The organism is uncultured Litoreibacter sp., from assembly GCF_947501785.1.
In the GTDB taxonomy this organism is placed as follows: domain Bacteria; phylum Pseudomonadota; class Alphaproteobacteria; order Rhodobacterales; family Rhodobacteraceae; genus Litoreibacter.
On record NZ_CANMXB010000002.1, the window covers coordinates 1 to 22,439 of the forward strand.

Genomic DNA, 22,439 nt, shown 5'->3' on the forward strand with positions numbered 1-22,439 from the left:
AAAGCGGACATTCAACTAAGGCTCCCCTCTGGCGCCGTCGTTATACCATCGCTGCAATCATTTCGGCGATCCAGCCGCTGACCTGCTGGCGTGCGCTTGCGTCATTGTAGGCCTGATCGTGGGCGTAGCCGTTGCGTGAGGCCTCGGATTCGACGGTGCCCGGCACATGGATGCCCGAGCCGGTATGCACCGTTGCATCGCCATTGGCATTTGGTCCCTGAATTTCGAACGCCGCGATGTCGACCGTGTTGGTACCCCACAGCCGGCCCGGCTCGGTGCCCTGGAACGCGTAGCGGCCCGTACCGTTATCCGCCACCATATTGGTCGGCAAGGCCGACAGCGCCGCCGCCGAGGTGACCGACCCTTCGGTGCATCTCCATTCGACGCGGTCCCAGCAGCGAAACGCCCCGCCCGCGTCGGAGTAGAACATCTTTGTGTTGGGGTGAAACCGCGTGTCGCCAAGGTTGGTGTGGAACGCCTTGGCCTTAGCCAGGTTGTTGGTGAAGAAGCCAAAGCCGCGCCCCGGGTTGTTGCCCTCGGGGTCAACCAGCGCGGCGTCTAACAATTTCCACCAGTCGGTTTGATTGAGATAAATCTCGGAATACGGATCACCATCTGGCAGCTCTTCGAGCTTTTGCCCGCCACTCCCGGTGACTTCCAGCCACTTCGTGCCACCGGCGCGGTCCTTGTGAAACTGGTTGGGAAGCAATTCCAGCCCGCCCGGCATATTGGCCAGAAGCGCTGTGACCTCGGCGGCATTCAACCCCAACACGACCGCGCCCAGCCCCTCGAACCCGGCGCGCATGCGCTTGTAGGCGGCGGGAGAGCCATGCGTCGGCATAGCGCCATGAATGATCGCATGCGCCTTGCCATTGCCGCCATTGTTGGCGGCCCAGGCCCGGCCCACCAGCCCGCCCATCGAGTGGGTGAGCACTATGGGGTCCAACACGGTTGCCCCGCGCGGCGTATGTTCGGTGTTCGCCTCCTGCACCGCGCGGGAGACGGTCCTGTCCAGCAACGCCGCCGCATCGGCATTGTCGCCAGTCCAGTTGTAGGGGCAGGCCCATGCCTCGACCTTGAGGCTGGCGCAGGCGGCGGGCAGCTCGATCTCCATGGCGGCGAAGTAGTGCAACCAGCGCATAAAACCGCCGTAGAATTCCCATACCAGCCCGCCCCAGCCGCGATCCACAGCCATCGGGATCAGGTTTGGCGCCATGCGGCCTTCGAAATGGGCGGCGTTGCCGGGGTCGACCGTCAAGAAATTCTGCCGGAAGGGTTGGCCGGGGTTGCCGATCATCCGTTGCCGACGTTCCGCGCCATCCAATCTGCCCCATGTCGCGACCGCGCCGGCGGCCTTGCCCGCAGATCTGAGCTGCTCGTCCTGAACGAAACGGTCGCGGGTCGATTGCTCTGTTGGATCACCGCGGCCAATATTGGGGAGGGTGAGGCGCCATTCTTCTTCCGGTATCTCCGGGTCCGTCGCCCGTGACCTGTCGCGCGCCATGTTCCCGTCCTGGGGCGCGCTGTGGGGCGGGTCCCATCGGCTGTCATTGCCGGCGCGCAGGCGGCTGCCCATAATGCCGGGGACAAAAATGACCGGCAGGACCAACGGCCCGGGGCAGGACTGCGTCGCGCCATCAGCCATTTTGCCGTGCCTCGCTCATCCCGTGGGCCGAATGAACCGGAGCATGGTGTGCCAGATGGTCAACGCGTCTTCCGTCACCAGGGGCGGCGTTGCCGGAAACGCGCTTTGCTTGGTCAATGCCCCCCTGATTTGAAGGCCCACGCCGTTCACCGACCCTCCGGCGGTTGCCAGAAATTCAAGCCCGCTATCGCGCGCGAGTTCGTTTTCAATGATTGCAACCCGCTCGCCGCCCGGCACGCCCGCGATGTCGTATTCGCGGGTCAGCTCGCCAAAACGTTCGGGATTGAATTCGCCCGGCCGGTCCTTTTGCAGCCAAAGCGACAGGGACAGGTTCACGAAGCTCTCCGCTTCCGTGTCGCTGTTCATTTCTACGGCGGCCAGCTCGTCACCGGTCAGCTGCCCTGCCATATACCCGCCGTCAAAGCAGGTTCCGGCATCTGATGGCGGCGCGTCGTTGTCGCGGGGCCGCAACCGCTTCAACATCGCGGACATGGGCCCAAAAGCGGCGTCCTCGGCCAGCGGGTTGCCCGTTATCCGAAAGGTTGCGCCGTCGCGGTCGATCCAGCCCTCGATGGTCTGCATCGGCTCAGGCCAGCCAGGTTCTTGCTTGAGGCTATGGGACAGGACAAACGCGCCTTCGCCATGCTGCGCCCAACGCAGCACAACCTCGGCATACCCATCTTTGACCGCTCCGGAGGCCAGTTCCGCCTCCCGCGCGCGAAATAGGGTTTCTGCCTTGCCGTCTGCCGGTCCAAGGCGGGAAATGTTTAACCCGCCGACGGCCAAAGTTTGCTCCATGCGGGGCCACCCTGACGGCAGCGACACCACATGGCGGCCCAAACACACATCCTGAAATTCAATATCTTCCACGAGCTCAAAATCCCCGGAGTCAAACCCCTGCGGCCCAAAGAGCGGCAGCCGACCGAATACAACGACAATTGCCGCAATGGCGGCCAAGAGCAAGATGAATAAGGCGGCGCCGCGCTTCATGGCTGGGCGTCCGGTTGTGGCCAGTTACCGGCGGCGCGATGCAGCAATCTGATCCGAGCCTGATCGGATTGGCGCGTGGCGTTCAGGATCTCCCTTTCAGCCTCCGGAAGCGCGCTGATTGCGGCCTTGCGATGCGCGCACAGGCATAACGCGGCCCTGATCGGGGCTGGCTGGCGGAACCCCAGGGCAATCAACTGCGCGCGTTCTTGGCCCAGCAGGTCGGCCGGCGCGCGCGGGAACAGCTTTTGCACTGCCGCGATGTCATGCGCTTGCGCCCGCGCCGCGACCGCGGCGACAAAGGCCGCCCGCAGCGGGTCGCTCAGCCTGAAGCCCGACCGGCAGGCGGGCAGGTCCGGCGGCATATCCACCCGAAAGCTGCGATCGTCCGCGCTGCAGATCAACTGGCTCACAACGCCGCCCTGCTGGTCGCTGAGCAGCCATAGCTTGTCCGCCTCGGTCGCCGCCGCGGAGGACACGAAGGTCATCAGATGAAACGGGTCCCAGAACCTGAAATAGAGCGCGTTGCCCTGCATGTCCAAAATGCGGATTTTGCGACGCAAATGCGCGTGCAGCCGGTCGAACCCAACAGGGCTGCGCAATATGACGGCTGCGTCGCGGCCCCAAAGATGCCAGGGAACATCGTTTTCGCGGTCATCCGTCCAGAGCCACCGGCAGAACGTGGCGTCCGGCGTCAGCTGCACCAGCCAGGGCGCGGCCTCGCCAAGCTCCTCTTTGGCTTTGCCTTGAAACAGGCAGCGATATGTCAGCCCCGACGCATCCAGCGTCTCGGGCAGGCCGGGCCATTTGCATGCATCCACCAGCGCGTAGGTTTCCGCGCCGCCGTCTTCCGGGTCGAACATGGCACCGAGGATGTCGCGCCAGGCCGGATCATCAGCGGGCGCCTGCGGCGGCAATCCGACCAGATCGGGCAGTTCGGTGATGCTCAACAATGGCATGTCTCCCGAGATCAGCGCAGTCTCAATTCTCTGTAATCAACAACTTAATTGAACGGGACCACGCCAGATGGTCAAGCCAAATGTGCGTGGGATAGCGTGTCGCGCCCTGCGCCAAAAATCGGGCGCGGCGCAGTTGCATCCCACCGGCCATCCCGCCAATGTCGGCCCGAACAATGTTGCGAATTCAGGAGTGCTGCCCGACATGTGGCGAGGCAAATGCGTGTTTGAAACGGACAAGGACCGGTTCATCGCCGAGACCGAGGATCACAGCGTCGCGCAATCCGACGCGCTTGCCAATCGCGAAGCATTTGTGGCCGGGCAGGGCGGCCGGATGATTGTCGCAGGCCCGTTGGAGCAGGCGGATGGCAAACGGTCGAACCCCGCGCTGCGGGTGCGCACAACATCGACCGGTGCTGACCCTCTGCGCCTTACCCTTGCAGCGGATCAAAGGCCGGTTGATTTTGAAGTGCTGGCATTGCCCGACGGGCCCGCAGCACTGGAAGAGCAGCTTTTCGACCCCGCGTTGCAGGACGTACCACCCGCCATTGCGCACCCCGCCCCGGGGGCCGCCCCGGTTGAAGTATTTGCCCTGATCGATGCGGCGTGCAACCCAATGATGCCGGAGGCCTTGGCCGGGTACGGCGCTGATCACGTTTGCCTTTTCGGAGGAGAGACCGCGGATGAGCTGTCAGATGTCGCCCCTTGGTTGGCCCGGCTTGAGCCGGGGCACCCGCTGACCGGCGCGCTGCTGAGCGGCGACGAGCCGCCACTGGGGCATTGGCCCCTGCAGAGCGCAGTGTTCTTGTGCAGCCGGATCGGGCTGCCCACGCTCCGGCGCAACTTGCGCAAATTCACCCGGATGCAGCGCGAGGACGGCAATCCGCCCTATTATTTCCGCTTTTACGACCCGTCGGTCTTCCGCGTTGCGCTGCCTGCCATGACGCCGGACATGCAATGCCAGCTTCTGGCGGGCATCGACCTCGTGATCCTGCCTGCGGATACCGAAGGGCAAACGGCGCTGAGGCTGACCCGGGGCGTATCAAACTTCAGCTAAATAGGGTTGCAAAGGGCCGCATTTTCCGCCTTCATTACCGCATCAACCTTCAGCGTTTTGACCGCCTAACTTTCGAATTTTGCTCCATTTTTGCAGGGTTTCCAGACCACCGATGTTTCTAGAGCCGCAGATTGTCCCGGTCACGCCGCTGACCACGCAGCCAAGCGGCGGCACAGACCCGGTGGTGCCTGACGCCTGCGCCGATCTGATCTTCCCCGACGGACCAATGACAACCTACGCCATTGTCGATGCGGCGCTGCTGCCGGCATTTGACGGCGCCGATGACGCCGGCGGGCTCCGGGCCAGTTGCCTGTTCAACGCCGCCGCGGCGGAGACGCTTGGCGATTGCGCCCCATATCTGGTCCAGCTGGAGCCAGGCCATTCCTTCGTCGGCGCGTTGTTTACCGCCGGGCAGGAGCCTTGGGTGCATTGGGACCGCAGCGCCTACATCCTTGTGCAGAGCCGCGCATCATTCAACGCAATGCGGGCGCATTTCCGCCGTTTCACCAAGATCAGCGACCGCGACGGCGCGTGGTTCTTTTTGCGCTTCTACATGCCTGAGGCGATGGACGAGATCATGGCCGGGCTGGCGCAGTCCCCCGCGCATCTTGCGCGTTGGTATCAGATCAGCGGAGCCGACCCGATTGAGCGCTACATTGTCCCTCGACCGGATGCAGGCACCTTGCACATTCATGGCTGGGACTCCGCCCAACACGCCCAGCTGACCGCCGTCACCCCCGCGCCCTACCTGCTGGATGAGCAGTACGAGGCGATACTGCGCCGCATCCGCGACCTGCGGCTCGTCCAGCGGCTGACAAGCGCGATCTTGCATGATTACGAAAATCTGCATGAGTTGGACGCCGACCAGACGCGGGCGCTGATCCATGCCGGGTTGCGCGGCGCGCGGGCCGAAGGGTTGCGAACCGAGCTGGCTATGGGCCAATTTGCGGCTGCGGGCTTTTTGATGGGCACGCCGATGACCCGCGCCCATTTGGAGCGGGTGCCGGGCTATTGCGACCGCAGCGCCCACGAGAACAGACGCACCAGGGCGCTGCTCGATCATGCCGAGGCGGCCGCGGCGCGGCGGCTACAAAGCACACAAGGAGCCGCGTAATGGCGATATCCACAGAACAACAGCAAGGCGGCCTGTCGGACCTGCAGGAAAGCGGCACGGCGGACGAATATTGCAAGGCCTGCGAGGACCCGGCGATCATCCCGATCTACCCGGTGCGCATCGCATGGTGCGACCTGCTTGGCGACGTCAATGGCGGCTTCACCTATCCCACCAAGCTGGGCTTTGCGCCCAGCAGCGGGTTTTGCCTGCGCACATTGCGCAAGGGCGACGTGTTCATCTACGACGAAACCAACGCCCTCTGGAGCTATTTCGAGCACCGGCCGGATGCGGGCCCCAGCGGGGGGTTATACACGCGCTACGATCTGACCCCCGAAGACAATGATCGGCCCTTTTGGGGGCCGCCCACTGACCGCAACATCCGGCTGCCTTATGTGGCAGACAATTGCGAATCCATCCTGATCGCCTACACCTCGCAGCGCTGGAACACTTTCGCCAACATTTACGCCAATACGGACGGGTGCCGCGACGCGCTGATGACGCGTGTGCAGCTGTCCGCGCCCTCGGCGGACACATTTTCAGCCCCGCTCGAAGAGGTGGCGTCCCATGTCGTGGAATTTGGTGGCGAGAACACCATCCACGAGCGGATGACGTGGAATGCGCTTAGCGATGTTGGGATGCAGTCCTTGTCGGCGGATCGGTTGCTGCGCGATTCCTCGGTCCGGCTGGCTGAAGGCAAGGCTGTGATGATCGCATTGCACGACCCGGTCGGGGTCGCGCTGGAGATCGCGGCCTGCCACGTCAATCGCGTCGCCATCCGGTCGCAATACCTTGAGGCAAACGCCTATCCGATCGCGTCGGGACGCGCGGCGCAAACGTTGAAGGCCCATGCGGTCGACCAGCTTCGCACTGCGGACCTGAGTTGGAGCCAAAAACGCATGTTCAAGGAATGGCGCGATGACTCGATCCGCCCCGAGCATGAGACCTACCTCAAAGAGGTGGATCGGCAGCTGTCCAACTACGACACCGTGCTGGACGGCATTCTCGCCGCATGGAAAAAGTTCTTCGAGCGCGGCAAGGCGGACCCGGCCGGGACCAAGGGCAGCCTGCAAAACGTGATGCTGGCCTTCCCGGCGCAGCTGAAAATAGAGAGCGAGATCAAGGGGATCATCGAGGTGGCGCATGCTTCGATTGCGTCGCTGAGCGCGTCTCAAGCCGGGCAGGACATGATGCGCAAATACGTGTTGGCCGATGACAAGTGGCAGCCGGGGGCCAACCCTGTCGCCTCCGCCATCAAGCTGGTGGGGAGCTCCCTGTCGGCGGCCAATTTGACGTTCAAGCACCGAGACGCCCTTCAAAGCATGTCGAGCAAGCTGCTGGCCGACCTTGCGATGCCCTTTGCCTTCGAGGTGGAGCACATGTCGAGGTTGGATTTACTCAACGAAATCAACGTTTTCAACCGTGGCGTCTATGGCAAGACCGTGACCCGGTCGACGGTGCCGGTGCCCATTGCGAATGCGACCCGCGAGATCCTCGGAAACGGCCGCGCCCGGCAAATTCAGGGCAGCAAGATGATCAAGCGGGGCCACATGCTGCACACCGTGCAGGTGCCGACATTTGTCTATCGTTTCGATGGCAGGGTCGCCGTCAGCAGCTCGGCCGGTCGGATCAGCATCTCGACCGTTGCAAACGGTTTGGGCCTGCTGGGCAACGCGTTACAAATTGCCGAATTGACCCGGACGCCGGACCGCGACGTCATGACCGGGACGCCCGGCCGCATTGCCGGGGACCCGAGGCTGGGGCTGACGCTGGCCGCCATCGAGACCGCCACCCAGCTGATGGATGCCGGCAATGATGTGATCAACGGCGGCAAGGCCACGCGCAATTACTTCGTGCGCGGGCAGCTGAGCCGGAGCATTCTCAAGAAGCTGATGGCGGGCAAATCCCTGTCAGACGACATGGCCCGCACGTTGATTGAAAGCGGCAAGCTGCAGGTTCGCAGCACGGCGCCGCTGCACAGCTCCCGCGTGATGGGTTGGGTTGGACGCACGGCCAGCTTCGTGGGGTTCGCCCTGGCATCGCTGGACCTGATGAAAGCGGCGGAGGCCTGGCAACGTGGCGATACGATTGGCGTGTTGTCCAATGTCGCCCTTGGCGTGGGCGCCGTCCTGTTGACGGTCGGCGGCATTGCGGCGGCTGGCGGGTGGTGGACCGGTATCGGCGCAGTCATCGGCATCGTCCTGATCATCGTCGGGCTGGTCTTGTCCTTCTTCGTGGATGACCCGGTGACCCGCTGGCTAAAAGGCTCCTACTGGGGGACGGCGCGCAACTACATGTTTTGGGACAACCGAAGCCGTCGCGAAATTCAGCGGAGCGCGGGCGAGGCGGGGCAGCATGACGCGCAGCTCAAGCTGCTGATCAACGAGCCGTCCGGTTACGACTTTTCGCGCTACCTTCAGCGCGAACTGCAAGAATTCCACGAGATGGTCTACTGGCCGCAAGATGTGCCGGACCCCGCCGACAACCGGCTGACCGAACGCATCGGGCTGATCTTCAAAAGCGACACCCATATGGCGGAGCACAAGAACATCACGCTCGACATCCGGTTCCGGCTGCCCAACTTCATAGACGGCATGTCCGAGTTCGACGCCCGGGTCTGGATTCTTTACAATATGAGGGCCTCTTACCAAACCCCGGGGCGGTATCGCGGCGGGCTTGGCCAGATGGAAGTGACTAACATGTTCGCCAGAAATTTGCGGGTGCACGACGCGGCGCAAGGCATTCTGAAGAGCACCATCCAGATAAACGAGCTGCGCAACGCGGATTCCAACCGGCTAAACAACGTCAAATGGGACATCCTGAAAGTGGGCTTCGCCCGAGGATGGAGCTACACCCCCACCACCAATATCAGCCTGCCCCGCCAGTATGACGACCACTTTTTCAGCGGCAGCTGGGACGACAATGACAGCATTGGCGGACAGGACATCATCCGCATTTGGCGGTCCGGCGGCTGGGAAGACTGATGGGGGACTTCCTGTCCGACCCATATGTCCTGCAGGCCTTGGCGGCAGGGGTTCTGGCCGCCGCGCTGCTGAGCGGAGGGCTGTGGTTGATACGGCGCAACCACCCTTCGCTGCGCCCCCTGAAGGGCACCGACCCAATGCCGCGGGACCGGTCAATTGCCGCGCCGCGCGCCGTTGGGGTGTCCGACTGGCAAAGCGGGGTTGCGGGGCCACGCGACAAGGAGCCACATATATTGCCCTACGCGGGCCCGCATCTGTTGCAGGTCAACGCGGACCGCGCGGTCATCCGCGCCGGAGGCGAGCGCCATGCCGCCCGGTTCATTCTTTTTGTTTTCGTATTGGCCCCCCTGTTCGTGGCCTGTCTCGGCCTCCAGCTGCAGCAGCTTCTTGGTTTCCTTGGCCGTGGCGTGGGCAACTGCACTACCTATGTGGCGACCGGCGACGGGGTTGAGGTCGTCTGGACCGAGGTCCCTGGCACTCTGGCAGGGTTCTTGCAAACGAGGCTTTGCGATCTTGCGCTGATTTTTGACAGCAACTCGGTGCATCAGGGTTTGGGTGAAAAGCTGTCATCCCTGTTGGATCCGAATGTGCTGACCTTCCTGGGGTTGTTTGGATTGCCGATCATCGCTTTGGCGATCATGGCGCGCCCGACACCGGCCCCGCTGGTGTTCGACCGGTCCCGGCAGGTCGTCTACACGGTCCGCAAAGGCGCGCTTTGGGCCGCGCCTTGGGATGGGTTGCAGATGGTTGCAGCCGGCGGGCCTTTTACGACCATGCCCGCCGTCGCCCTGTCGCGCTTTGACGGGGACGGATGGGACCCGCGCCAGCGGTGGTTCGTGCTGGCGGGGTATCATGCCCGTGGCGAGGCGCGGGCCGCCTTTATCCGCGAACAGGGCGCGGATTGGGTGAACCGCTGGGACGCGGTGCGCTGTTGGTTGGTGGTCTACATGACCCAAGGGCCGCAGCAGGTGCATGGCCGGTTCATCGGCAAGGGTTTCGCCGATTTGATCGCCCCGCGACAGGCAAATCTGCCAGAAGACAGCGAGACCCAGCTTGACGCCGCCCTGGCAGCCCATGCCTTGCAAACACGCGGGGGCAGCCACGACATGCCACGTTCCATGAAAGCGCTTATGCGACGCGCGGACAGTGTCGTCAGCGCCGAGCAGTGCGGCCTGACAAAGGCACCTTAGGGCATGATTTTGCAGCGCGGCGAGCCGCTGATGATCTTGCCACCATGCGACGTGGTGCAGCCAAGATAGGCGATGGGGCGGCCATTGATTTTGGACATTGACGAGCCCTGCACGATAACCGCGCCGCAGGCTGTCTTGTCGCCAACCCGCGCGGTGGGCTTGTTGTCGGTCAACCAGTTGCCGGCGCCTTCCGTGATCGGCGTGACAACCTTACAAAGCGGACAGACATGTTTGTCGCCAACTCGTGCGATGGGTATCATGGCTAGGCCTCCTTGGTGCGGCGGCAATGCCGCATCTTACTTCCCCATCTTACCCAATTCAGGCGTGGTGACAACGCGCAACGGGACCCACGCTGAGGTCAGCCATTCGGTCAGATGATTTCGTCTTCGTCAAAAAGCGGGTCGGCCTCCAATTGCGCGGTCAAATCCTCAACCGCGGTTTCTGCCGCGGCGGGGGAGGCGACCTTGGCTATGTGGTAGACCGCGTCCCCTTCATTGACCACCGGCATGACGGCGCGACCTACGATGATGCCTTCGAAGTCGGCGACAAGCTCCAGCTCCTCGTCGCCAAACGGGTCACAGACGGCGGCCAGCACGTCGCCTTCGCTGACAACCTCGCCATCCTCCTTGAAGGTCCGCAGCAGCCCGCCCGCAGGCGCGCGGACCCACCGCGAAGAGGAACACAGGATCGACGCGGCCTTCGCCTTGCTGATGCCCTTGCGGGGCAGGGAGCCTATGTCGTTCATCACCCGCAAGATGCCCGCAACACCGGCGCGCACGGACATCTCGTCAAAACGCAGGCCTTCGCCGGCCTCGAAAAGCAGCACGTCCACGCCCAGCTCCCGCGCGGCGGCGCGCAGCGACCCGTCGCGCAGCGGCGAGGTCAGGATGACCGGCGCCCCGAACAGCTTGGCGCGTTTCAGGATCGAAGGCGTGTCAGGCGAGATGCGGATCTGCGGCAGGTTGGTGCGATGAATGGCCGCCGAATGCAGGTCGATGCCGAACTCGCAGCGCGCAACGACCTCGGTCAGGAACAAATGCGCCATGCGCGATGCCAGCGAGCCCCCGGTGGAGCCCGGAAAGCTGCGGTTCAAGTCGCGCCGGTCGGGCAGGTAGCGCGAGCGGTTGTGGAACCCAAACGCGTTCACAATCGGGATCACCAGCAATGTGCCGCGCAAAGACGCCAGATTGTCGGCGCGCAAGAGACGGCGCACAATTTCGACCCCAATCACCTCGTCGCCATGGATACCCGCGCTGACAAACTGGGTGGGGCCGGGGCGTTTGCCATGGATGACATGTACAGACATGTGGATCGGAGTGTGGTCCGACAGCGTGCTGACCGGCAAATCAACCGTGCGGCGGGTGCCGGGGGCAATCCGCTCCCCGCCAATCTCGAAGTCTTCACGTGGGGGCATGGGTGCGGTTCAGCCTTTGCCTTTGGTTTTGGTCTTGCCGGGTTTGGCGTGTTTTTCCAGGTGGTCGATGATTTTGCCCGCGATATCAAGACCCGTGGCTTTCTCCACGCCTTCCAATCCGGGGGACGAGTTCACCTCCATCACCACCGGCCCGTGGTTGGCGCGCAGCATGTCGACGCCGCAGACGGCCAGCCCCATGGACTTGGCGGCGCGCAGGGCGGTCGCACGTTCCTCGGGCGAAATTTTGATCAGCTCAGCCGACCCGCCACGGTGCAGGTTGGACCGGAAATCGCCTGCAGCGCCGGTGCGCTTCATCGCGGCAATCACCTTGCCGCCGACCACGATGGCGCGGATGTCGGTGCCGCCCGCTTCTTTGATGAATTCCTGCGCCATGATGTTCACATTCGCGCCGCGAAACGCCTCGATCACCGATTTGGCCGACCGGCCCGTGTCGGCCAGAACCACCCCGATGCCTTGCGTGCCTTCCAGCAGCTTGATTACCACCGGCGTGCCGCCTGCCAATTCCACAATGTCGCCCGCCTTCTTGGCGTCATGAGCAAATGCGGTGACCGGCAGCCCGATGCCGTCGCGCGCCAAAAGCTGCATGGAGCGCAGCTTGTCGCGCGATCGCCCAATCGCCACGCTTTCGTTCAGGGGGTATACGCCCATCATTTCGAACTGCCTGAGAACGGCCAGCCCATAGAAGGTGACCGACGCGCCGATGCGCGGGATCACCGCGTCGTAGCCCGTGAGTTTCTCGCCATTGTAATAAATCTCGGGCCGCCGCGACGCGATATTCATGTAGCATTGCAAGGTGTTGATGATGTCGAGCGTGTGGCCGCGCTCCTCCGCCGCCTCCACAAGGCGCTTGTGCGAATACAGCTTTGCATTGCGGGCGAGCATGGCGATTTTCATGGGGCAGCGGTCCTTTTTCAGCAGCGGGCCTGATCGAGCCTAGAGGGTTTGAGGCCAGATTGTAAGCATTTCGCTTTTCAGCGTTTACCGTTCGTTAAGGCTTGGTGCGGAAGGTTGAATGGCATAGCTGCCGGAGCCGCGATATGTCAGAATTGGCCATTATTATCCCCCACCTTAACGACGCGTCGCGGCTGTATCGCTGTCTGGACGCTTTGGCCCCGCAGGTTTGCCGCGGGGTGGAGGTCATCATTGTCGATAACGGCTCTGCCGCGCCGCTGGACCGGCTGGAAACAGACTACCCATGGGCCTTGCTGGCAATAGAACGGCGCGCGGGTGCCGGGCTGGCCCGCAATCTTGGGGTGTTTCTGACAGATGCCCCAAAACTGGCCTTTCTGGATTGCGACTGTGTGCCTGGCTCTGACTGGGTGGCGGTTGCAATGGGCGTTCAGGTGGACGGGCGGGTCATCGGCGGCCGTGTCGAGACGTTCCACGAAGGGCAGGGGCCGCGGACCGGGGCGCAGGTGTTTGAACAGGTGTTCGCCTTTGATATTGCACGCTATGTTGCACGGCTTGGGTTCTGCGGCAGCGGCAACATGGTGACCTCGCGCGCGGTTTTCGAGGCCGTGGGGCCGTTTCGGGCGAATGTATCGGAAGACATGGAATGGTGCCTGAGGGCCGGCGCGGCTGGGGTCAGGGTCGAATATGAACCGATCCTGCGTGCCAGCCACCCGACACGCGCCGATTGGGCAGCGCTGCGGCGCAAATGGCGGCGGCTGGCGGCAGAGCGCTTTTTGACCGACGCGGAGTCCTTGCCTGGTCGTGTGCGGTGGTTGTTCAGGGCGGTGTTTACCATGGCAAGCATTATGCGGGACGGACCCAAGGTCATGTTTACCAACAGGATTTCAGGCCTGCGGGACCGCGTCTTCTGCCTGGGGACGTTGCTGCGCATAAGGGTGCTAAGGGCTATGTGGATGAGCGGGCAAGCTCTGACAGGCAGGCCCTAAGTCTGATCGTCCATCCAGATGGTGACCGGCCCGTCATTGAGCAGGGCCACTTTCATATCTGCCCCGAATTCGCCGGTTTGTACCGGGATACCCAGCGTCGCGATGTCAGCCGCGAATTTCTCGTAAAGCGCGCGCCCCTCGTCAGGCCCCGCCGCCGTCGAAAACCCGGGACGGTTGCCGCGCGAGGTGTCGCCTGCCAATGTGAATTGGCTAACCACCAGAGCCTGCCCGCCAATGTCGGCAAGGGATCGGTTCATCTTGCCAGCGTCATCTTTGAAGATGCGCAGTTTCGAAATTTTTGCCGCCATCTTGGCCGTTTGCTCTGGCGCGTCGCCCTCCATGGCGCAGATGAGGATCAGCAGGCCGGGGCCGATCTCGGCTATCGTCTTGCCGTCTACCGCGACCGAGGCCTCGCCGACCCGTTGGATCAGCGCCCTCACAGTTCGGACAAGGTGGGCGGGTTGGCCCCGGCGCGCGACACGGTGATCGCCGCGCATTTTGCGCCCATCTCAAGCGCTGCTTTGATGTCGGCTTCTGATATTTGGGCAATGGCGGCCTTGGTCAGCTGGCCGCGCGTTTGCAGGCCGTAAAGCACGCCCGCGTTGAAGGTGTCGCCCGCGCCGACCGTGTCGACCACCTCGACCTTTTGCGAGGGCACAAAGACCCGTTTATCCGCCGTGTAGGCGACTGCCCCCTCGGCGCCTAGTGTGATCAGCACCAGCTTGGTGCCGCGTTCGATGAGCCGGTTCGCAAGCGCCGCGTTATCGCCCGCACCTTCCAGCCATTCGAGGTCCTCATCGCTGAGTTTCACTATGTCGGCGACGCTCATCATCGCGCGGATGCGGGCCACATAGGCGTCGCGGTCGCGGATGAAGCTGGGGCGGATATTGGGGTCGATCATGGTGACGCGGCCCGGGGCTTCGCGCTCCATCAGGGCTTGAAACGCCTCGGCGCTGGGTCCCGCCGCAAGCGAAATACCACCAAAGAACAATGCTTTGACATTCTCTCCACATGCCGGGAGGTCCGGCGCGCGCAGCGACGTCAGCGCCGAATTTTCGTCGTAAAACGTGTAGGTTGCATGGCCATCCTGCAGCCGGACAAACGCCAGGGTCGTCGGCGCGTCGGGGCGCGGGCTGAGCGAGGTGTCGACGTCAGAGCCGTGCAACGTGTCGACCAGTAATTCCCCGAAAAGGTCGCTTGAAAGCGGGCAGAAAAAGCCGGGTTCGGCCTCCAGCCGGCCCAGCGCAATCGCGGTGTTAAACACGGCCCCGCCCGCATAGGGCGCAAAGGCCTGCTCCCCTTGGGTGGTCTCACGGGGCAACATATCAATAAGGGCTTCCCCACAGCATAAGATCATTGTTGCGCCATCCCATATCCAATTGCAGCCGCGACGAGCAGCCCGATAACAACCGCAATGGCAATCTTCATTGCCGAGTATGGCCTTTGCCCGCGCACCGCGCCGGTTTGGCCGTTAACGACGAAGCGGTAGGTTTCGCCTCGGTATTTGTAGGCCGCCATCCAGACCGGCAGCAGGACATGCTTGAACGTGACATTGCTGACCTTGGTCTTGGCGGTGTGGATGCGTTGCCGGTCGCCGCCGATATCGAACTTGATGTCACGGGTGATGCGGTTGTCCATGGTGACGCGGGCCTCGCCGAACCCGTCATCAAGGGCCACCGTGTAGGCCTCCGCCCGAAAACCGGCCAGATATTCGGGGCTGTAGGGGCTGAGCTGAGACAGGTCCCACGGCGCCAATGCGTCAGTATACGGGCGGGGCAGCGAGGTAGACGCCAGCACCAGCACATCGTCGAAATCGCGCGCCACGCGGCCCGCAATGGGATGCCAGCGGGTCTTGGTGACCATCACTGTTTGCTTCTTGCCGTCCCGGACAACGGTTTTGCTGACCTGGTAGTCCACGCCGCGTTCACCGGTATAGGTGGTCTTGGTGTCGGCATCGTAGGTCCAATACGGCACGTAGATACCGTCCAGCTTGCGGCCCTTCTTGGCATATGCCTGAAGCCCGTTGGGGGCGAACCAGCGTTTGCCCAGCCAATCGGTCATGGCTTTGCGCGCGGTGCGTTCGTCCAGCACGAAGGGCAGCACGCCTTTGGGTTTGATATGCCGGTTGGGACCAGTGTCAGTGACCACGGGCGTCGCGCAAAAAGGGCATTCCGTGGCATGGATGTTGGCGTCAAATTCGACCTGCGCCGCGCAGTTGGGGCATTGGGAGACGCGGGTCTCCTCCATCTCGGCCTCGGCCAGCGAACCTCTGACGGCGGCCTCGAAATCCAGCTCCCGAATGGTCGATGAGCCGCCTTCGCTCATCGCGGAAGTGTTGCCGCAATGCGGGCAAACCAATTGGTCGCCGCCAGGGTCGAACTCCATGTCGGAGCCGCAATTGTCACATGGAAAGCGGTGCTCTTGGGACGTGTCGGACATGAACTTACAGGAACCTGTGCAAAACCTTCGGGGTCATAATGCGCAGTGCATTATCACGCAGCGCCGTGTGACGCCACAGGTGGAATAGTGCATGGAAGATGACCAGAATGGCCAGCCCGTAAAACTGATACTTATGCAGTTTTCCCACAATGTCATTGGCGTGGGGCAGCCCCATGGCCGGGGCGATGGGCAATATGCCGCCCGCCCACAGGATCACGCTGGAGGTCAGACCCAGCAGGAACCCGCCAAAGGCTACCAGAAACAGCCCCCAGATGATGGTGTGGTGCATGACCTTATGGGTGAGGCGCGCCCATGGCGGCAGCTTGGGGCCGGGGCGGCTGGCCAGACCCTTGCGCAGGTAGAGCACGGTCCAGATCAGGGCGAGCGTCACGAAGATCAGCCCCATGACGGAATGAAACTGGAAGATAACCGGCCCCATCCGCCTGAGCGCGTCGGGGTCGGCGAAGATAAACCAGAGGAAAAAGGGGATGATCCCCCAATGCAGCCACTTCAATGTGGTACGTCGTGCCGGAAACCGCGCTTTGGTGTTTATCCAAGTCTTCATGAATGAAGACACGTGCGCGGCCCCCGATAAGTTTCGTTAAGCGCCCGGTGGGGGCGGCGGCATGATGGTGAAGAGCTGCGCCAGCTCGGTCACCTCGCCCGCTTCTTTCCAGCCGTCCTGGCCTGCGGTCCAGACATGGGTGGACCGCGTCAGCCCGCCTTCGCTGGCCATGCGCCCAAGTGCAGCCTTGGAAAACGGCCCCTTTGTCTCGCCCTTCTCGGCGATGTGCCAAACATGTTCGACCGGCGGGGGCGGAGGCGTCTGCGGAGCAGCCGCCGCGGGTGCCGCGCCCCATGGGCCGGATTGCATGTTGTTGGCCATTTGCTGCGCCATGGCCATGCCCATCCCGGCACCTAAACCTGCGCCCATGCCGCCACCCCCGTTGGGGTTTTGCGCGGCCATGGTCATGGCTTCGGCGGCGGAATACTGGGTAAATTTGCCCAGATCGCCCGCAATGCCCATGGAGGACCGCTTGTCCAACGCGGCTTCGACCGCAGGCGGCAAGGAGATGTTTTCAATGTAGAATTCAGGAATTGTCAGCCCGTATTCGGCCACGATCGGGTTGATGGCTGCAGTGATCAGCTTGCCCAGATCGCCGGTATTCGCCGCCATATCCAGCGCCGGGATACCCGCACCGCCGATGGTTTTGGAGAACTCCTGCACGATGATGTTGCGGATCTGGTAGCTGATCTCGTCCATTGTGAATTCGCCATCGGTGCCGACGATCTCGGTCAGAAACTTGGCGGCGTCTGAGACGCGGGTGGAATAGGTGCCGAACGCGCGGATGCGCAGCGGGCCGAATTCAGGATCGCGCAGCATGATCGGGTTCTTGGTGCCCCATTTCAGGTCGTTGAAGCGCGTGGTGTTGACGAAATAGATCTCGGATTTGAACGGGCTCTGGAAGCCGTGATCCCAGTGCTGCAGCGTCGTCATGATCGGCATGTTGTTGGTTTCCAACATGTACATGCCTGGGGTGAAGACGTCGGCCAGTTGGCCCTCATGGACAAACACCGCCGCCTGACCTTCGCGCACGGTCAGCTTGGCGCCGTATTTGATCTCGTGCCCTTCACGGTCGAAACGCCAGACCATCGTGTCGCGTGTGTCGTCGGTCCAGTGGATGACGTCGATGAACTCGCCGGTCAGAAAATCAAGAATACCCATGTGGTCCTCACTTTAAGTGTGTCGGTGTTAACTGTCGCCGCCAAGCAGCTCGGATGCAATGACTTCGACGACGGGGCGCGCTTCTTTGGGGTTCGCCCCAAGGGGCAGGCGCTCGTCGTAGAGGATTTCCAGCAGCAGCTCGTCATGGCGGGTCAGGAGCGCAAATTCGTCGTCATCGTTGAAGATCGACGGGCGCGCGGCGGGGCTGTCATTGCTCAGGCCAAGGCCTTGCGCGATTTCTTCGTGAAAGCAGCTGTCACGCAGCAGAGGAGGGTGTTCAGCGCGGATGATGGCGACGGCGGAATGGAAGCTGTCCGGATTGTCCGCATCAGAGAAGGCATAGACCGCACAATATGTGGGGCGAGGCATTTCCGTGATTTGCGTGGCCAGACTTTGGCTGAGGCCGGGGACGAGGCGCATCAGGGTGGGGCCGTAGGCCTCCAATTCGTCTACGGTCAGGACCGCGACTGTGAAGTTCCCACGCGTCTTGCCAAGAGAGATATCCAGTCCCGTGACGCGCGCCAGGCGGGATGCGTAGCCCGCTACCGTGCGCCGCGACGTCGTGCGGATATCGTCAGAGACGGCTGGGCCAAAATCCATGGCCAAGCGCACCGGCTTTTCCCAGCGTTGGACCCGGCCTTCGGAGCGGCGATCTTCGTAGGTGCCGCCAGAGAAGGTAAACTCGTTGAACACGCCGATTTGTACGAAGTTTTGCACCAACATGCGCTTGGAAAACGGCGTGTCCGGCCCACCACCATCTTTGCGCAGCAGACCCTGGCTGACCAATTGGCGTTGGACGGTCTCGTAATAGGCCGCCAGTTCTATGCTGCGTTCTGACGGTTGAACCGGTGCCTCCACAACTTGCGGTTCGGGCAGGCGGGGTTCAGGGCGGGGGCTGGTGACAGCCTCCTCGCAGGCGGACAGCGCGAAGGCGCCCGCCAGCAGAAGCCCGAATTTTGAACCCCACTTGCGCTGCATTTAACCAGTGCTGTCGCCGATGTTGTGGCCGCTTGCGGTGTCGCGCGCTTTGGCGGAAGCGAGCGTTTCACGCAGCTCGGTCTCCATAACGGCCAGCTTTTCTTCCGCCTCGGCGCGCTTGCGTTTGCCCTCGTCGGCGATCTGCAGCGACTCGTTGATGGTGGCCACAAGATCGTCATTGGCTTGCTGCACCGCTTCGATGTCGAAGACGCCGCGTTCCATTTCCTCGCGGATGGACTTGTTGGCCATGCGCAGGTTTTCGGCGTTGGATTTCAGCAGCTCGTTGGTCAAATCGTTGGCGTCGCGCACGGCTTCCGCCGCCTCTGCGGACCGTTGGATGGTCAGCGCTTGGGCCAGCTGGGTTTCCCAAAGCGGAACGGTGTTGACCAGGGTCGAGTTGATCTTGGTCACAAGCGATTTGTCATTTTCCTGCACCAGCCGGATCGAGGGCAGGGACTGCATGGTGACCTGACGGGTCAGTTTCATGTCGTGGACGCGGCGTTCCAGATCGTCGCGCGCGGCGCGCAGGTCGCGCAGTTCCTGGGCGACCATGACCTTTTTGTCCTCTGCCGCCTTGTCGACCGCGAGTTCTTTCTTGGGGATGTCCTTGTGATCCAGCTCGGCCACTTTTTCTTCGCCGGCGGTGATGTAAAGCGCCAGCTCGTCGTAGAATTCCAGCGTGCGCTCATAAAGCACGTCGAGCGATTTGATGTCTTTCAGCAGCACATGTTCATGCTCCAGCAGATCACCGGTGATCTTGTCGATCTGGCCCTGCACCGTTTCAAACTTGGCCATGAACATGGCGGCAGGCTTGGCGCGGCCAATCAGTTTTTCCCACCAGCTAAGCTTGCGGTTGGGGTTCAGTTCCGAGACGGAAAAGCCGCGGATGGTGCTGACGATGTCGCGCAGCGAGTTGCCCGCGGGGCCCACATCCTTGTTCTTCACGTCGGCCAACATGGATTGGCTGATTTCCTGCAGGCCCGCCTGCGCGTTGGACCCAAAAGACACGATGGAGTTGGTGTCCGTCATGTCGATCTCGTCCATCCGGCGACGGATTTCAGCAGCAACGGGCGCATCGGCCTTTTGCAGCGGCACCAGGTCAGTGGATGGCTCAGGCAGCACCACGGCGGTGACCTCATCAAGCATTGCCACTGAGGCCTGCGCCTTTTCGCGAACGGTTTCTGTCATGGTGGTCCTCCTGATGTCCGCGCGATCAGCGCAGAGTGATGCCTTCGCGCTGCAACCGGTCGCGCAGCACGTCTATTTCGATGTTCAACGCGTCTTTGTTATTGGTCAGAAGCTTCTGCGTTTTCGCGGTGAAATTTGCTTCAAGATCGTCCAAGAGCGCCATGTAAGATGCCTTCGCGTCAGCGTTTTCACTGCGGCGCGTCAGGTCGACATATTGCTTCGTCGCGTCACGTGCACCTTGCAGGTACACACCGAGATAGCGCCGCGCGGCGGGCAGGTCGCGGGGGTCGTTTTCGACGGTGCGGAACATTTCGCGCGCGGTTGTGCGGAAGGCGTCGACGCGGGCGATGAGCACGCGGTCTTTGGTCTCTGCCGCCAGCTCTGCCATGTTGGTCAGATGAGCCTCTGCCTCGTCGACCGCTTTGGCGACGCGTTCATTCTGGAAATCGTCAACGCCTTCGGCAACCTTGTTTTTCATCGGGTCAAACCCGAATGCGGTGATGTGCAAGGCGGCGGCGATGACGCCGTAGAGCACGCCATTCACAAGCCCACCATCGAAGGTCGCTATGCCCACGCCAAGGCCGGTCAGCACCGCCCCAAACAGTTTGCGCGGGATCGCTGGACGGCGGGAAATGGTGCGGGCGTTGTAGGCCTCTTCGGCCTCCAACCCTTCGCGTGTCAGCCACGCGGCGAGGGCAATGGAAGCGAACGCAATCAGGTTTGCCGCAAGTCCAGTGGGGCCTGCGCCAAAAGCGGTGACCAACAAAGGTATCCCGGCAAGACCGAGGATCACAGCGCGGGAGCGGCCCCTTTGCGGCGTCGCATGACGCAGTGTGCCCTGCTTCTTCGGGGTGCTATCGGGGCTGAATTCGCCACCATACCGCTGCGCCATCAAAGCACCCCGACGGAGGCCAGCACCACCAGTGCCAGCAGGACCCCATAGGCCATTTTCTGTATCATGCCGAAGGACATGTGTTCCCCACTCTTTGCGTTGCGCGCCTCAGATATAGGGGCTTCTTGTCGTAGTTACCAGAAAATCACCCCTCGATTTACGGGGAATTAATGGTGCCCTGACTGCCCCGCCGCGCGTTCTGCTTCCAACTTGCGAGCGTAGCCGGATTGGATGAACTCCACCAGAAACAGCACGATCACCGAGAAATAGAAGGTGGTTTTTGACATTGGGATCAGCGGGTAGCCGAAGATCATGATGGCCAAATCATCGTCATGCGCGGCGTGAGACGCCGCTACACCCGCTTCGCCCAGCAAGACCACGCCAACGATCAGCAAGATGAACAGGCCCAGAACTTCGTACATGCGGTTCTTCTGCAGGAAGGCGGTGACCCCGTCCGCCAGTAGCAACATAGCGAGGCCGGAGATCAGGATTGCGGCGGCCAATACGGGGAAGACTTCGGTGATGGCGATGGCGGAAAGCACCGAATCAAATGAGAAAATCAGGTTCATGAAGACGATGAGCATGACCACCTTGGCGGCGGATTTGCCCGATTTCGCCTCAACGTCAGTTTCCAGATGCTGCACGGACAGGAGGTGGCCGATTTCCTTGAAGGCGGTGTACATGATGAAGATGCCGCCGAAGACAAAGACGCAGGTGGCAAAGTTGACGCCACCCGTCAGGATGCCTTCCCATTCAAAAATGTAGAACGGCTCCGTCAGTGAGCTGAGCAGGCTGACCATCACGAAGAGCAGTACGACACGCAAAGCGACGGCGATGATGATGCCCCAGAACCGGACGGCTTTTTGTTGCGCGACAGGGGCCCTTTGGCTTTCGATGGAGATGTAGAGCAAGTTGTCAAAGCCCAAGACCGCTTGCAGGAAGCAAAGCATTAACAGGTTGCCAAGGTTTTCGAGCGTCAGAAGATTTTCGAAGTTCAGAAATGCGTCCATCGTGGTGGGCCCCTCAGTGGTAGAAGTTGGTTAAGGTACCCCTTACAGGACAATTTTGTTCCGGCAAGGTGACGATTTCAGTTTTTACCGCCGTGTTGGCGGCTTGCCGCGGCGCTGAGGTGGCTTCTTTTTGGGACGCGGTTTGGCGCCGTCTTCCGCGATGCCAAGCTGATCGCGCATCACGCGGGATTTGACTTCCTCCACTTCGCCGGGCTTCAACTCGTTTAGACGGAACGGGCCGTAACTTACTCGGATCAAACGATTAACCTTCAATCCAACCTCGCCCATAGCGCGGCGGATTTCGCGGTTCTTGCCCTCGCGCAGGCCAACAGTGAGCCAGGCGTTTGAACCTTGCTGGCGGTCGAGGGTGATCTCCATCGGCTGGAACCTTTCGCCCTCGGCCGTGATGCCTTTGCGCAAGGGATCGAAGGTTGCGTCCTCTGGCCTGCCGTTGACGCGGACACGGTAGCGGCGGAGCCAGCCCGTGGAGGGCAGTTCGAGCTGGCGCTTGATGCCGCCATCATTGGTCAAAAGCAGCAGGCCTTCGGAGTTTATGTCGAGCCGGCCAACACTTACGACCCGCGGCATATGATCGGGTAAGGCGGCGAAGACGGTGTCGCGGCCTTTCTCGTCCTTCTCGGTGGTGACCAGCCCGATGGGCTTGTTGTAGAGCCAGAGGCGGGGCTTGTCGGGCGCGCCTATCTCTTTGCCGTCAAAGGTTATTTTGTCGCTTGGGGTCACGTTCAAGGCGGGGCTGTCGATGACTTTGCCATTCACTGAAACGCGGCCTGCGGTGATCAGCGCCTCAGCCCCACGCCGCGAGGCCACGCCTGCGCGGGCAAGGACTTTTGCGATACGGTCGCCAGCTGGTGTTTTGTCAGTCATTGCAGGGGTTTAGCGGCTTGGACGCGGAAGGGAAAGGCTTTGCGTTAAGCCGTTGAAA

Annotated in this window: 21 protein-coding genes; 5 read left to right on the forward strand and 16 right to left on the reverse strand. The window is 62.0% G+C overall.

All coding sequences use genetic code 11. The features are described from left to right. Positions 1–40: 40 nt before the first annotated feature. The 3 genes from Q0899_RS19160 to Q0899_RS19170 are packed head-to-tail and all read right to left on the reverse strand — an operon-like array spanning position 41 to position 3,591. A complete protein-coding gene (locus Q0899_RS19160; protein WP_298359474.1) occupies positions 41–1,645 on the reverse strand; it encodes a hypothetical protein in 1,605 nt (534 codons plus the stop codon). Between the two features lie 15 nt (positions 1,646–1,660). Further along, complete coding sequence (locus Q0899_RS19165) at positions 1,661–2,635, reverse strand: hypothetical protein (protein WP_299195541.1); 975 nt, start codon at positions 2,633–2,635, stop codon at positions 1,661–1,663. Next, entirely contained in the window at positions 2,632–3,591 is a 960-nt protein-coding gene (locus Q0899_RS19170; RefSeq protein WP_299195544.1) for a DUF4123 domain-containing protein, read from the reverse strand. Before Q0899_RS19170 ends, Q0899_RS19165 begins: the two co-directional genes overlap by 4 nt. Positions 3,592–3,658: 67 nt before the next feature. Here Q0899_RS19170 and Q0899_RS19175 point away from each other — a divergent pair, with 67 nt between their 5' ends. From Q0899_RS19175 to Q0899_RS19190, 4 genes are all read left to right on the forward strand, one after another. Beyond that, positions 3,659–4,645: a DUF4123 domain-containing protein gene (locus Q0899_RS19175; RefSeq protein ID WP_299195547.1), complete on the forward strand. Its 987-nt coding sequence runs from the start codon at positions 3,659–3,661 to the stop codon at positions 4,643–4,645. A gap of 112 nt (positions 4,646–4,757) precedes the next feature. Beyond that, positions 4,758–5,759 carry a DUF4123 domain-containing protein gene (locus tag Q0899_RS19180; protein ID WP_299195550.1) on the forward strand — a complete coding sequence of 334 codons (1,002 nt, stop codon included), beginning with the start codon at positions 4,758–4,760 and terminating at the stop codon, positions 5,757–5,759. Then, complete coding sequence (locus tag Q0899_RS19185; protein WP_299195553.1) at positions 5,759–8,740, forward strand: toxin VasX; 2,982 nt, start codon at positions 5,759–5,761, stop codon at positions 8,738–8,740. Before Q0899_RS19180 ends, Q0899_RS19185 begins: the two co-directional genes overlap by 1 nt. Next, complete coding sequence (locus Q0899_RS19190) at positions 8,740–9,930, forward strand: hypothetical protein (RefSeq protein WP_298293014.1); 1,191 nt, start codon at positions 8,740–8,742, stop codon at positions 9,928–9,930. The genes Q0899_RS19185 and Q0899_RS19190 overlap by 1 nt, the downstream gene beginning before the upstream one ends. On the opposite strand, the gene Q0899_RS19195 is transcribed toward Q0899_RS19190, so the two are convergent. The 3 genes from Q0899_RS19195 to rimK all read right to left on the reverse strand — a co-directional run bounded on the left by Q0899_RS19195 (position 9,927) and on the right by rimK (position 12,259). Beyond that, on the reverse strand, positions 9,927–10,190 hold the full coding sequence (locus Q0899_RS19195; protein ID WP_298293012.1) for a PAAR domain-containing protein: 264 nt from the start codon (positions 10,188–10,190) through the stop codon (positions 9,927–9,929). The two genes, Q0899_RS19190 and Q0899_RS19195, sit on opposite strands and share 4 nt — an antisense overlap. A 110-nt stretch (positions 10,191–10,300) precedes the next feature. Further along, positions 10,301–11,344: a succinylglutamate desuccinylase/aspartoacylase family protein gene (locus Q0899_RS19200; RefSeq protein WP_299195558.1), complete on the reverse strand. Its 1,044-nt coding sequence runs from the start codon at positions 11,342–11,344 to the stop codon at positions 10,301–10,303. Positions 11,345–11,353: 9 nt separating this feature from the next. Next, positions 11,354–12,259: a 30S ribosomal protein S6--L-glutamate ligase gene (rimK, locus tag Q0899_RS19205; RefSeq protein WP_298293009.1), complete on the reverse strand. Its 906-nt coding sequence runs from the start codon at positions 12,257–12,259 to the stop codon at positions 11,354–11,356. A gap of 143 nt (positions 12,260–12,402) precedes the next feature. On the opposite strand from rimK, the gene Q0899_RS19210 reads away from it, so the two are divergent. Beyond that, a complete protein-coding gene (locus tag Q0899_RS19210; protein WP_298293007.1) occupies positions 12,403–13,263 on the forward strand; it encodes a glycosyltransferase family 2 protein in 861 nt (286 codons plus the stop codon). On the opposite strand, the gene dtd is transcribed toward Q0899_RS19210, so the two are convergent. The 10 genes from dtd to Q0899_RS19260 form a co-directional block, all read right to left on the reverse strand. Further along, complete coding sequence (gene dtd / locus Q0899_RS19215; protein WP_298293005.1) at positions 13,260–13,703, reverse strand: D-aminoacyl-tRNA deacylase; 444 nt, start codon at positions 13,701–13,703, stop codon at positions 13,260–13,262. The genes Q0899_RS19210 and dtd overlap by 4 nt on opposite strands. Next, complete coding sequence (locus Q0899_RS19220) at positions 13,700–14,620, reverse strand: carbohydrate kinase (protein ID WP_299195565.1); 921 nt, start codon at positions 14,618–14,620, stop codon at positions 13,700–13,702. Before Q0899_RS19220 ends, dtd begins: the two co-directional genes overlap by 4 nt. Next, positions 14,617–15,702, reverse strand: a complete 1,086-nt coding sequence (locus Q0899_RS19225) for a primosomal protein N' (replication factor Y) - superfamily II helicase (protein ID WP_298359440.1) — start codon at positions 15,700–15,702, stop codon at positions 14,617–14,619. Before Q0899_RS19225 ends, Q0899_RS19220 begins: the two co-directional genes overlap by 4 nt. 4 nt (positions 15,703–15,706) lie before the next feature. Then, positions 15,707–16,267, reverse strand: a complete 561-nt coding sequence (locus Q0899_RS19230; RefSeq protein WP_299195568.1) for a cytochrome b/b6 domain-containing protein — start codon at positions 16,265–16,267, stop codon at positions 15,707–15,709. A gap of 36 nt (positions 16,268–16,303) precedes the next feature. Continuing rightward, the gene (locus Q0899_RS19235) at positions 16,304–17,428 is read right to left on the reverse strand and encodes an SPFH domain-containing protein (protein WP_298292998.1); all 1,125 of its coding nucleotides are present in this window, start codon (positions 17,426–17,428) and stop codon (positions 16,304–16,306) included. 27 nt (positions 17,429–17,455) lie between these two features. After that, positions 17,456–18,406, reverse strand: coding sequence for a DUF2927 domain-containing protein (locus Q0899_RS19240; RefSeq protein WP_298292996.1), 951 nt, complete (start codon positions 18,404–18,406; stop codon positions 17,456–17,458). Beyond that, positions 18,407–19,594 carry a toxic anion resistance protein gene (locus Q0899_RS19245; RefSeq protein WP_298359437.1) on the reverse strand — a complete coding sequence of 396 codons (1,188 nt, stop codon included), beginning with the start codon at positions 19,592–19,594 and terminating at the stop codon, positions 18,407–18,409. Between the two features lie 25 nt (positions 19,595–19,619). Continuing rightward, the gene (locus tag Q0899_RS19250; protein WP_298292993.1) at positions 19,620–20,486 is read right to left on the reverse strand and encodes a 5-bromo-4-chloroindolyl phosphate hydrolysis family protein; all 867 of its coding nucleotides are present in this window, start codon (positions 20,484–20,486) and stop codon (positions 19,620–19,622) included. A 167-nt stretch (positions 20,487–20,653) separates the two neighbouring features. Continuing rightward, on the reverse strand, positions 20,654–21,496 hold the full coding sequence (locus Q0899_RS19255; protein ID WP_298292991.1) for a tellurium resistance protein TerC: 843 nt from the start codon (positions 21,494–21,496) through the stop codon (positions 20,654–20,656). Between the two features lie 84 nt (positions 21,497–21,580). Next, the gene (locus tag Q0899_RS19260) at positions 21,581–22,381 is read right to left on the reverse strand and encodes a pseudouridine synthase (RefSeq protein ID WP_299195575.1); all 801 of its coding nucleotides are present in this window, start codon (positions 22,379–22,381) and stop codon (positions 21,581–21,583) included. Positions 22,382–22,439 lie beyond the last annotated feature (58 nt).